This is a genomic window from Streptomyces sp. NPDC055506 (genome assembly GCF_053643595.1).
In genome coordinates this window covers 1-11,527 of record NZ_JBSHKH010000191.1, presented here as the reverse complement: position 1 = coordinate 11,527, position 11,527 = coordinate 1, and the positions used below count along the sequence as shown (strand labels likewise).

Genomic DNA, 11,527 nt, shown 5'->3' with positions numbered 1-11,527 from the left:
GCCTTGAGGTCGCTGCCCTTCTTGACGCCGATGCCGTAGTTCTCGTTCGTCAGCTTGAAGCCGCCGAGCTTGAACTTGCCCTTGAACTGCGACTGGGCGGCGTAACCCGCGAGGATGGAGTCGTCGGTGGTCAGCGCGTCGACGGCACCGTTCTGCAGGCCCGGCAGACAGGCGGAGTACGTCGGGTACGGCTGCAGCTGAGCCTTGGGCGCCAGCTTGTCCTTGACGTTCTGCGCGGAGGTGGAGCCGGTCACCGAGCAGAGCTTGGCGTTGTTCAGGTCCTCAGGCGACTTGATCTTGTTGTCGTCGGCGCGGACCAGCACATCCTGGTGAGCCAGCAGGTAAGGCCCGGCGAAGTCGACCTTCTCCTGGCGCTCCGGGGTGATCGAGTAGGTCGCGGCGATGAAGTCCACGTCACCACGCTGCAGCATGGTCTCGCGGTCGGCGCTCTTCGCTTCCTTCCACTCGATCTGGTCCGCGTTGTAACCGAGCTTCTTCGCGACGTAAGTGGCGACGTCGACGTCGAAACCGGCGTAACCCTGCGGCGTCTTCTGGCCGAGGCCGGGCTGGTCGAACTTGATGCCGACCGTGATCGTCTTGCCGCCGCCATCAGAGCCGGAGTCGCCGCCCGTGCTGTTGTCACCACCGCACGCGGTGGCGGTCAGGGCGAGGGCGAACACGGTGGCCGAGGCGGCGGTGACCTTGCGGAGCTTCATGATGAACATCCTTTGGCTGGTGAAGAGATGCGGGCCCACAAAGGGCGAGCGACGTAGGGCGCGTCCGGCGCGACCCGCGCCGTCAGTGGTGGAGGATCTTCGAGAGGAAGTCCTTGGCACGATCACTGCGCGGATTGCTGAAGAACTGGTCGGGCGCAGCCTCCTCGACGATTCGGCCGTCCGCCATGAACACCACGCGGTTTGCAGCCGATCGTGCGAAGCCCATCTCATGGGTGACGACGATCATGGTCATGCCGTCGCGGGCGAGCTGCTGCATGACCTCCAGCACCTCGTTGATCATCTCGGGGTCGAGCGCGGAGGTCGGCTCGTCGAAGAGCATGACCTTCGGCTCCATGGCCAGCGCCCGCGCGATCGCGACGCGCTGCTGCTGGCCGCCGGAGAGCTGTGCGGGGTACTTCTCGGCCTGTGCGCCGACGCCGACCCGGTCGAGCAGGGCCCGAGCACGCTCCTCGGCCGCCTTCTTGTCCTTCTTGCGGACCTTGATCTGGCCGAGCATCACGTTCTCGAGCACGGTCTTGTGCGCGAAGAGGTTGAAGGACTGGAAGACCATTCCGACGTCGGCCCGCAGCCGGGCCAGCTCCCTGCCCTCGTGGGGCAGCGGCTTGCCGTCGATCGTGATCGAGCCGGAGTCGGTCGTCTCCAGGCGGTTGATGGTGCGGCACAGGGTGGACTTTCCGGACCCGGAGGGTCCGATGACCACGACGACTTCGCCGCGGGCGATCGTCAGGTCGATGTCCTGGAGTACGTGCAACGCGCCGAAGTGCTTGTTGACGCTCTTCAGGACGACCAGTTCGCCGGTCGCGGCCACATCTTCCTTGGCCACCGATACTTCGGTCATCGCTCTCAGGCTCCGTCCTCCTCGGTTTCGGAGGACAGTAGTTACCCTCTACGACCTGCGTCATTACATCTGAGGGGAATCTGAGCATCACGATCCGATAGCAATCGGACACGTGTCGTAGCACTTGTGAGCAGCGCTCATATCGGCCGGGTAACGGAACCTCTCCGCAACCGGAACCCTCTTGACGTCGTCCTCATCCATCAGCGTGACTGCAAGGCGTGCACGCGCGCGTGCACGCGTTTTTGTACACAGATAGATCGTACGGCCAGTGAACCGAAGGGGGCCCGGATGAGACTGCTGCTCGTCGAGGACGACAACCACGTCGCCGCCGCCCTGTCGGCGGTCCTGGCACGGCACGGGTTCGACGTCACGCACGCGCGCAGCGGTGAGGAGGCCCTCCAGGCACTCGTCCCCGAGAGCGACTGCTTCGGTGTCGTCCTCCTCGACCTCGGCCTGCCCGACCAGGACGGGTACGAGGTCTGCGGCAAGATCCGCAAGCGCACCGCCACCCCGGTGATCATGGTCACCGCGCGCTCCGATGTCCGCTCCCGCATCCACGGCCTCAACCTCGGCGCCGACGACTACGTGGTGAAGCCGTACGACACCGGCGAACTGCTCGCGCGCATCCACGCCGTGAGCCGGCGCACTTCCCACGAGGACACCTCCAGCGGCATCGAGACCGCGCTGCGCCTCGGGCCCGTGCACATAGAGCTGCCCACTCGCCGGGTCAGTGTCGACGGGGCGGTGGTCCAGCTGACCCGCAAGGAGTTCGACCTGCTGGCCCTGCTCGCGCAGCGGCCCGGGGTGGTCTTCCGCCGGGAGCAGATCATCAGCGAGGTGTGGCGGACGAGCTGGGAGGGGACCGGGCGCACTCTTGAGGTGCATGTGGCGTCCCTGCGCGCCAAGCTGCGCATGCCGGCCCTCATCGAGACCGTACGCGGAGTCGGCTACCGGCTCGTCGCGCCTGCCGGATAGCGGGGCCGGGTGCGCACTCGTCTGCTCCCGCTGCTGATCATCCTGATGGCGGCCGTGCTGCTCGCGCTCGGCGTCCCGCTCGCCGTCAGCCTGGCCGGAGCCCAGCAGCAGAAGGTCGTCGTCGACCGGATCGACGACACCGCGCGCTTCGCCGCCCTCGCCCAGTTCGTCACCGACTCGCCCACCGGCACCGCCGGCGCGTTCGAGAACGAACGCCTGGCCACGCTCAGCAGCGAACTCGACAGCTACTACGACGTCTACGGCATCCGCGCCGGCGTCTTCTACCGCAGCGGCAGTGCCATGGCTCACGCACCGGCCAAGTGGTCCCTGCCGGAAGAGGGCGAGGTGCGCGACGCCTTCGACGAGGCACTGCTCAGCCGCCGCAGCCACGACCCGAAGCAGGTCTGGCCCTGGCAGCGCCACAACCTGGTGGTCGCCTCGCCGGTCATCCGGGACGGGGACGTCGTCGCGGTCGTCGTCACCGACTCGCCCACCGGGCAGATGCGCTCGCGCACCCTGCACGGCTGGCTGGTCATCGGCGCGGGCGAGGCAGCCGCGATGCTGCTGGCCGTCGGCGCCGCCCTGCGGCTGACCGGCTGGGTCCTGCGGCCGGTACGCGTCCTCGACGCCACCACCCACGACATCGCCACCGGGCGGCTCAAGTCCCGGGTCGCGGCCGCCGGCGGACCGCCGGAACTCAGGCGTCTGGCCCGGTCGTTCAACGAGATGGCGGACAACGTCGAGGACGTGCTGGAGCAGCAGCGCGCCTTCGTCGCCGACGCCTCGCACCAGCTGCGCAACCCGCTCGCTGCGCTGCTGCTGCGCATCGAGCTGCTCTCCTTCGAACTGCCCGAGGGCAACAAGGAGATCGCCTCCGTCCAGGCCGAGGGCAAGCGTCTCGCGCAGGTCCTGGACGATCTGCTGGATCTGGCGCTGGCCGAGCACACCGAGGCGGACTTGAGGATCACCGACATCGGCGAGCTCGCCGCCGAACGCCTCGCGGCCTGGGCCCCGACCGCCGAGGCCAAGGGCGTACGCCTGGTCGGCGACTGCCCGCCCACGACCGGGTGGGCCGACCCGGTCGCGCTGTCCAGCGCGCTGGACGCGGTCATCGACAACGCGGTGAAGTTCACCCCCGAGGACCAGACCGTCGAGGTGACCGTCGCCTTCGACGGCGACACCTCCACCATCGTCGTCACCGACCACGGCGCCGGCCTCAGCGACGAGGAGCTGGCCCGTATCGGCGACCGTTTCTGGCGCAGCAGCCGCCACCAGAACATCAAGGGCTCGGGCCTCGGACTGTCCATCTCGCGGGCGCTGCTCGCGGCGGGCGGCGGTTCCATCGCGTACGACCGTCACGAGCCGCACGGGCTGCGGGTGACGGTGACGGTGCCGAGGTCGGGCCCTACGGCTTGACGGACTGGTAGTAGCGCTGGGCGCCGCGGTGCAGCTGGAGCGGGTCGGTGTAGATCGCCGTGCGGACGTCGACCAGCTGTGCGGAGTGGACGGTCGCGCCGATGCCGTCCCGGCTGTCGATCACCGTACGGGTCAGCCACTCGGTGAGCCGGGGGTTCATGTCACTGCGCGTGACCAGCAGGTTGGACACCGCCAGGGTCGGCACCGGGTCACCACGCTGGATGGTGGGGTAGGCCGACTCCGGCATCTTGGTGGCGCGGTAGTACCGCGTGGCACCGCCCTGGTCGTGCAGCTTGGCGACGAGCCCGGCGTCGATCGGCACGAACCGGAAGGCGGACGACGATTTCTTGGCGAGGCGGCTGAGCCCGTCCGTGGGCAGTCCGCCCGACCAGAAGAACGCGTCGAGGCCGTGCCCCAGCCGCTTGGGACCGGTGTCGATGCCGTCCGAGGAGGGCTTGATGTCCTTCTCCGGGTCGATCCCGGCGGCCTTGAGGACCCCGTTCGCGATCAGCCGCACGCCGGAGTTCGGCAGCCCTATGGCGACGCGCTTGCCCCGCAGGTCCGCGACGGAGCGGATGTCCGAGTCCGGCGGTACGACGAGCTGCAGGTAGTCGTCGTACAGGCGGGCCATACCGCGCAGCCGGCCGGCGCTCGCACCGTGGTCGAGCTTGTACGTGGCGACCGCGTCCGCCGCCGCGATGGCGAAGTCGGCCTTGCCCGTCGCCACGTCCGAGACGTTCTCCTGCGACCCGGCGCTGGTCAGCAGGCGCACCCTCAGGTCCGGCATGTCCTGGTCGATCTCGCTGCGCAGGAGCTCGCCGTACTCGTGGTAGACCCCGGCGCGCGTGCCCGTGCTGAACGTGATCGCCCCGCCCGGAGGCTCCTCGGCCCAGGGGCGCAGCCACGACAGCAGCAGCCCGAGGACCAGGAGGGAGGCGGCGCCGCCCTGCAGGGCCCGGCGCCTGCCGATACGGGGGAACATCTTGGACATGCGCGAGATCCTGCCAGCCTTGGTGCCCCGCTGACCAGGGGCGGGGTCCGGAACCGGGACGGGCAGGAGTGTCAGTGGCGGCCGCTACTGTCGTCCCCATGAGCTCCTCGCCCGCTGACCTGGTCCGTGAATTCCACCTCGCCTTCGGCCTGGACGCCCGCAGTACCCCGACGGAGGTCTCCCCGGAACTCGCCGCCCACCGCGGCGAACTCCTCGCGGAGGAGGCCGCGGAGGTCGCCGAGGTCTCGGTCCGGGGCCCGCTCGACAGACTCGCCCACGAACTGGCGGACGTCGTCTACGTCGCGTACGGCACCGCCCTCGTCCATGGGATCGACCTCGACGCGGTACTGACCGAGATCCACCGCTCCAACATGACCAAGATCGGCCCCGACGGCACGGTCTCCCGACGCGAGGACGGCAAGGTCCTCAAGGGCGAGCACTACGAGGCACCGGACGTGCCGGGGGTACTGCGGAGGCAGGGGTGGGCCTCGGGCAGTGACCAGAGGTCCCCGAGGTGACCCACCCCCTCCTCAGTCGCCCACCGGCGCCTCCGCCTCGGCCTTCCGGGGCGCGGGATCCGGGGCTCCCCGACGGGCCTCGCGGCGTCCGCTCCACCACATCGCCACCGGCTCCGTGTAGCGCGCGGTGAGGGGGCCCAGGACGACCAGGATGAGGACGTAGGCCGTGGCCAGGGGGCCGAGGGACGGTTCGATGCCGGCCGCGACCGCCAGTCCGGCGATGACGATCGAGAACTCCCCGCGGGCCACCAGCGCACCGCCAGCCCGCCAGCGGCCCTTGACGGAGATCCCGGCGCGCCGGGCCGCCCAGTACCCGGTGGCGATCTTCGTCAGGGCCGTGACGACGGCCAGTGCGAGGGCCGGCAGCAGGACCGGCGGGATGCTGGACGGGTCGGTGTGCAGTCCGAAGAAGACGAAGAAGACCGCCGCGAACAGGTCGCGCAGCGGGCTGAGGAGGGTGTGCGCACCCTCCGCCACCTCTCCCGACAGCGCGATGCCCACCAGGAAGGCACCCACCGCCGCCGACACCTGGAGCTGCTGCGCGACACCCGCGACCAGGATTGTCAGGCCCAGCACCACCAGCAGCAGCTTCTCCGGGTCGTCGCTGGAGACGAACCGTGAGATGAGCCTGCCGTAGCGGAGGGCGAGGAACAGCACGAGCCCGGCCGCGCCCAGCGCGATCGCCAGGGTCACACTGCCGGCCATCAGACCGACGCCCGCCACCAGTGCCGTGACGATGGGCAGGTAGACGGCCATCGCCAGATCCTCCAGCACCAGCACGCTGAGGATGACGGGTGTCTCCCGGTTGCCGACCCGGCCCAGATCGCCGAGCACCTTCGCGATCACGCCGGACGACGAGATCCAGGTGACACCGGCCAGGACGACGGCGGCCACCGGCCCCCAGCCGAGCAGCAGCGCCACCGCCGCTCCGGGCAGCGCGTTGAGCGCGCAGTCGACCAGGCCGGACGGGTAGTGCGTCTTGAGGTTGGAGACCAGATCGCTGGCCGTGTACTCCAGGCCCAGCATCAGCAGGAGCAGGATGACGCCGATCTCGGCGCCGGTGGCGACGAACTCCTCGCTCGCGCCCAGCGGCAGCAGCCCGCCTTCGCCGAAGGCCAGACCGGCCAGGAGGTACAGCGGTATCGGCGAGAGCCGGAAACGGGCGGCGAACCGGCCGAGCAGGCCGAGGCCGAGGATGATGGAACCGAACTCGATGAGCAGGACCGCGGAGTGCACAGGCTCACTCCCGCCCGAGTATCGTCGCGGCCGCGTCGACGCCCTCACGGGTCCCTACGACGATCAGCCTGTCACCGCCCGCCAGCCGGAAGTCCGGCGCGGGCGACGGAATGGCCTCGGCCCGGCGCAGCACCGCCACGACCGAGGCGCCCGTCTCCGTCCGCATCTTCATGTCGCCCAGCACCCGCCCGTTCCAGCGCGAGGTCGCCGCCACCTCGATCCGCTCGGCCACCAGCCCCAGGTCCGTGGTGTACAGCAGACTCGGGCTGTGGTGGGACGGCTTCAGCGCGTCGATCAGCGAACCCGCCTCCGAGCTGGTCAGCCGCAGCGAATGCGCGCAGGAGTCGGGATCGTCGGCCCGGTACACGTTCACCGTGCGCGTGCCGTCGCGGTGCGCCACCACCGACAGATGGCGGTGTTCGCGGGTCTCCAGGTCGTACTGGACCCCGATACCCGGCAGCGGCGTCGCCCTCAGGCGCGGAGCTGACACGTTTCTTCCCCTTTTTCGTCTTGTTTGGTTTGTTTGTCTTGTCGGTGGTGCTGTGTCGGTGTCGATCAACGGACGGGTCAAGTCCGCATGCTGCCATCCGGCCGTACGGTGACGACATGGGTGTTGTGACGGATATACACAGCGGCCGGTCGCAGGAAAGGGTGGAGCGGGAGGTGCCGTACGCGAAGGCCGGAAGGGGCGGATCCAGGAACGTGTCGTTGTTCTGGCGGATCTTCTCGCTCAACGCCGCGGGCCTGGTCGTGGCGACGGCATTGCTGCTCGGCCCGGTCACCGTGTCCACCCCCGTCCTGGCGGGCGAGGCACTCGTCCTGCTCGTCGGTCTGGTGCTGCTGCTGGCGGGCAACGCGCTGGTGCTGCGCTTCGGGCTCGCGCCCCTGCAACGGCTCGGCAAGGCCATGGCCACCGCCGACCTGCTGCGACCGGGAACCCGCCCGGTGGTCTCCGGCCCGGCGGAGACGGCCGCGCTGATCACGACGTACAACACGATGCTCGACCGGCTGGAGGCCGAGCGGGCCGCGGGCGCCGCCCGGGCCCTGTCCGCACAGGAGAGCGAACGGCAGCGGATCGCCCGCGAGCTCCACGACGAGGTCGGACAGACCCTGACCGCCGTCCTGCTCCAGCTCAAGCGCGTCGCCGACCGGGCGCCCGGGGAACTGCGCGAGGAGGTGGGCCAGGCGCAGGAGGCGACCCGGGCCGGTCTGGACGAGATTCGCCGTATCGCCCGCCGGCTGCGCCCCGGTGTCCTGGAGGAACTCGGGCTGGCCAGCGCCCTGCGCTCGCTCACCTCCGAGTTCACGGTCCACGGGCTGACCGTGCGCCACCATGTCACCGGCGACCTCCCCGCCCTGACCCCGGAATCGGAACTCGTCGTCTACCGGGTGGCCCAGGAAGGCCTGACCAACACCGCCCGCCATGCCACCGCCGACCGCGCCGAACTCCGCCTCCAGCAGGTCCCCGGCGGCGTCGAACTCCTCGTACGCGACAACGGCACGGGCATCGGCGACGCCCCGGAGGGCGCCGGAATCACGGGCATGCGCGAACGCGCCCTCCTGATCGGCGCCGCCCTCACCGTCGAACCGGCCCCCGGCCGGGGCACCGACGTACGCCTGCGCGTGCCGGTGACGGAAGGAGCCCGCTGATGTGTCCGCCCCCGTCAGGCCGAGGAGTCCGCTGATGTCCGCCCCCACCCCGATCAGGGTCCTGCTCGCCGACGACCACACCCTCGTACGCCGGGGAGTGCGCCTCATCCTGGACGGGGAGCCGGACCTGACGGTCGTGGCCGAGGCCGGGGACGGTGCCGAGGCGGTCTCCCGGGCCCGGGAGACCGCCGTGGACCTGGCCGTCCTCGATGTCGCCATGCCCCGCATGACCGGCCTCCAGGCGGCCCGCGAACTCTCCCGCCGACTGCCCGACCTGCACATCCTGATCCTGACGATGTACGACAACGAGGAGTACTTCTTCGAGGCGCTCAGGGCCGGAGCCAGCGGCTACGTCCTCAAGTCCGTCGCCGACCGCGACCTGGTCGAGGCCTGCCGGGCGGCCGTGCGCGACGAGCCGTTCATCTACCCGGGTGCCGAGCGGGCCCTCGTCCGCTCCTACCTGGAGCGGCTGCACCGGGGCGACGGCCTGCCGGAACGGGCCATCACCGAACGCGAGGAGGAGATCCTCAAGCTGGTCGCCGAGGGCCACACCTCGAAGGAGATCGGCGAACTCCTCTTCATCAGCGCCAAGACGGTCGAACGCCACCGCGCCAACCTCCTCCAGAAGCTCGGCATGCGCGACCGCCTGGAGCTGACCCGGTACGCGATCCGCGCCGGCCTCATCGAGCCGTAGGCCCCCGCGCCCTGTTGTCCACAGGCGACCGAGCCACTTCCGGCGACCGCCTACCCTTGTCCCCATGAGCAGCATCGACCGGAGCCAGTCAGTGGGCGGCACGCGCACATACGAGGTACGCACCTACGGGTGCCAGATGAACGTCCACGACTCCGAGCGATTGTCCGGTCTGCTGGAGGACGCGGGCTATGTGCGCGCCCCCGAGGGCTCCGACGGCGAGGCGGACGTCGTCGTCTTCAACACCTGCGCGGTGCGGGAGAACGCCGACAACAAGCTGTACGGCAACCTGGGCCACCTCGCGCCGAAGAAGGCGAGCCGCCCCGGCATGCAGATCGCGGTCGGCGGCTGTCTGGCGCAGAAGGACCGCGACACCATCGTGAAGCGGGCGCCCTGGGTGGACGTCGTCTTCGGCACGCACAACATCGGCAAGCTGCCCGTCCTGCTGGAACGCGCGCGCGTGCAGGAAGAGGCGCAGGTCGAGATCGCCGAGTCGCTGGAGGAGTTCCCCTCGACGCTGCCGACGCGCCGCGAGAGCGCGTACGCGGCCTGGGTGTCGATCTCCGTCGGGTGCAACAACACCTGCACGTTCTGCATCGTCCCGGCCCTGCGCGGCAAGGAGAAGGACCGCCGCCCCGGCGACATCCTCGCCGAGATCGAGGCCCTGGTCGGCGAGGGCGTCTCCGAGATCACACTGCTCGGCCAGAACGTCAACGCGTACGGCTCCGACATCGGCGACCGCGAGGCCTTCAGCAAGCTGCTGCGCGCCTGCGGCCGGATCGACGGCCTGGAGCGCGTCCGCTTCACCTCCCCGCACCCGCGTGACTTCACCGACGACGTCATCGCCGCCATGGCCGAGACGCCGAACGTGATGCCGCAGCTGCACATGCCGCTCCAGTCCGGCTCGGACCCGGTCCTGAAGGCCATGCGCCGCTCCTACCGGCAGGAGCGCTTCCTGGGGATCATCGAGAAGGTCCGCGCCGCCATCCCGCACGCGGCGATCAGCACCGACATCATCGTGGGCTTCCCCGGCGAGACCGAGGAGGACTTCGAGCAGACGCTGCACGTGGTGCGCGAGGCCCGCTTCGCCCAGGCCTTCACCTTCCAGTACTCCAAGCGCCCCGGCACACCGGCCGCCGAGATGGACGGCCAGATCCCCAAGAAGGTCGTCCAGGAGCGCTACGAGCGCCTCGTCGCCCTCCAGGAGGAGATCTCCTGGGAGGAGAACAAGAAGCAGGTCGGCCGCACGCTGGAGCTGATGGTCGCCGAGGGCGAGGGCCGCAAGGACGACACCACCCACCGGCTGTCCGGCCGCGCCCCCGACAACCGCCTCGTCCACTTCACCAAGCCGGACCAGGAGGTCCGCCCCGGCGATGTCGTGACGGTCGAGATCACCTACGCCGCTCCGCACCACCTCCTCGCCGAGGGCGCCGTGCTCGACGTGCGCCGCACCCGCGCGGGCGACGCCTGGGAGAAGCGCAACGCCGAGAAGACGGGCAAGCCGGCCCAGTCGGCCGGAGTGCTGCTCGGCCTGCCGAAGATCGGCGTGCCCGAGCCGCTCCCGGTCGCGACGAGCGGCTGCGGCCTGGACTGACCGGTCCCGCCCGGGCAGACCCACAGCCGGTTCGCCGGGCACGGGATGCGTGCGAGCGGGTCCCCGGGGTTACCCTGCCGATCATGCTTGTCGCCGCCGCTGTCTGCCCCTGCCCGCCCCTTCTGGTCCCCGAGGTAGCCGCGGGCGCCGCACCGGAGCTGGACGCCGCGCGGGCCGCCTGCACGGACGCCCTGGGTGTGCTCGCCGCCGCCCGGCCCGACCGGCTCGTGGTCGTCGGGCCGGGCGGGCCGGTGGAGAGCGCCGGACCCGTGGCCTACCCGGAGGGCACAAGGGGCTCGTTCCGGAGTTTCGGTGTCGATCTCGACGTGGGGCTGGGGCAGGCCCCGGGCCCGCGCGGAGAACTGCGGCTGCCGTACTCGCTGGCGGTGGCCGCCTGGCTGCTGGAGCGGACCGGGTGGTCCGACGCCCCGGTCGAGGGGCTCGGCGTGGGGGAAACAGGGGAATCTTTCACGCCCGAGGGGTGTGCCAGGACCGGACGGGACATCGCCGCACGGGCCGACCGGGTCGCGCTGCTGGTGATGGGGGACGCCAGCGCCTGCCGGACGCTCAAGGCCCCGGGCTATCTGGACGAACGGGCGGCGCCCTTCGACGCCGAGGTCGCGCGTGCGCTCGGCGCTGCGGACGTGGCCGCCCTCATGGCCCTGGACACACGGCTGGCGCACGAGCTGAAGGCGTCCGGCCGGGCCCCCTGGCAGGTCCTGGCGGGTGCGGCCGAGGGCGCGGACCTCGGCGGATCGCTGCTGTACGAGGACGCGCCGTACGGGGTGGGATACCTCGTGGCCACCTGGTCGTAGACGGGGCGGCCGCCCCGGCTGGACACGGGAAACGGCGGACGGCCGGGAGCCCTCGTGCTCCGCGGC

Annotated in this window: 12 protein-coding genes; 7 read left to right on the top strand and 5 right to left on the bottom strand. The window is 70.5% G+C overall.

Features of this window, described 5'->3' with window-relative positions; all coding sequences use genetic code 11:
• Positions 1-716, bottom strand: a 716-nt coding sequence (locus tag ACWIF2_RS38235) for a transporter substrate-binding domain-containing protein (RefSeq protein WP_454365984.1), incomplete at its 3' end; no start/stop codon positions are given.
• 82 nt (positions 717-798) lie between these two features.
• Positions 799-1,575, bottom strand: a complete 777-nt coding sequence (locus ACWIF2_RS38230; RefSeq protein WP_454365982.1) for an amino acid ABC transporter ATP-binding protein — start codon at positions 1,573-1,575, stop codon at positions 799-801.
• Positions 1,576-1,863: 288 nt separating this feature from the next.
• Between ACWIF2_RS38230 and ACWIF2_RS38225 the strand changes: the two genes are divergently transcribed.
• Both ACWIF2_RS38225 and ACWIF2_RS38220 read left to right on the top strand, forming a co-directional pair.
• Complete coding sequence (locus tag ACWIF2_RS38225) at positions 1,864-2,550, top strand: response regulator transcription factor (protein WP_454365980.1); 687 nt, start codon at positions 1,864-1,866, stop codon at positions 2,548-2,550.
• 9 nt (positions 2,551-2,559) lie between these two features.
• On the top strand, positions 2,560-3,966 hold the full coding sequence (locus ACWIF2_RS38220) for a sensor histidine kinase (protein WP_454365978.1): 1,407 nt from the start codon (positions 2,560-2,562) through the stop codon (positions 3,964-3,966).
• Here ACWIF2_RS38220 and ACWIF2_RS38215 read toward each other — a convergent pair.
• The gene (locus ACWIF2_RS38215; protein ID WP_454365976.1) at positions 3,956-4,957 is read right to left on the bottom strand and encodes a TAXI family TRAP transporter solute-binding subunit; all 1,002 of its coding nucleotides are present in this window, start codon (positions 4,955-4,957) and stop codon (positions 3,956-3,958) included. The genes ACWIF2_RS38220 and ACWIF2_RS38215 overlap by 11 nt on opposite strands.
• Before the next feature lie 98 nt (positions 4,958-5,055).
• On the opposite strand from ACWIF2_RS38215, the gene ACWIF2_RS38210 reads away from it, so the two are divergent.
• Entirely contained in the window at positions 5,056-5,475 is a 420-nt protein-coding gene (locus ACWIF2_RS38210; RefSeq protein ID WP_454365974.1) for a pyrophosphohydrolase domain-containing protein, read from the top strand.
• Between the two features lie 12 nt (positions 5,476-5,487).
• Here the strand turns inward: ACWIF2_RS38210 and ACWIF2_RS38205 are convergent, their stop codons facing one another.
• The gene (locus tag ACWIF2_RS38205) at positions 5,488-6,711 is read right to left on the bottom strand and encodes a cation:proton antiporter (RefSeq protein WP_454365972.1); all 1,224 of its coding nucleotides are present in this window, start codon (positions 6,709-6,711) and stop codon (positions 5,488-5,490) included.
• A 4-nt stretch (positions 6,712-6,715) separates the two neighbouring features.
• On the bottom strand, positions 6,716-7,201 hold the full coding sequence (locus ACWIF2_RS38200; protein ID WP_454365970.1) for a cation:proton antiporter regulatory subunit: 486 nt from the start codon (positions 7,199-7,201) through the stop codon (positions 6,716-6,718).
• 116 nt (positions 7,202-7,317) lie between these two features.
• Between ACWIF2_RS38200 and ACWIF2_RS38195 the strand changes: the two genes are divergently transcribed.
• The 4 genes from ACWIF2_RS38195 (at position 7,318) to ACWIF2_RS38180 (ending at position 11,461) form a co-directional block, all read left to right on the top strand.
• Positions 7,318-8,361: a sensor histidine kinase gene (locus ACWIF2_RS38195; RefSeq protein WP_454365968.1), complete on the top strand. Its 1,044-nt coding sequence runs from the start codon at positions 7,318-7,320 to the stop codon at positions 8,359-8,361.
• 34 nt (positions 8,362-8,395) lie between these two features.
• Positions 8,396-9,055, top strand: a complete 660-nt coding sequence (locus tag ACWIF2_RS38190; RefSeq protein ID WP_454365966.1) for a response regulator — start codon at positions 8,396-8,398, stop codon at positions 9,053-9,055.
• Positions 9,056-9,119: 64 nt separating this feature from the next.
• Positions 9,120-10,646, top strand: coding sequence for a tRNA (N6-isopentenyl adenosine(37)-C2)-methylthiotransferase MiaB (gene miaB, locus ACWIF2_RS38185; RefSeq protein WP_454365964.1), 1,527 nt, complete (start codon positions 9,120-9,122; stop codon positions 10,644-10,646).
• A gap of 83 nt (positions 10,647-10,729) precedes the next feature.
• On the top strand, positions 10,730-11,461 hold the full coding sequence (locus ACWIF2_RS38180) for a class III extradiol dioxygenase subunit B-like domain-containing protein (protein WP_454365962.1): 732 nt from the start codon (positions 10,730-10,732) through the stop codon (positions 11,459-11,461).
• Positions 11,462-11,527: the final 66 nt, after the last annotated feature.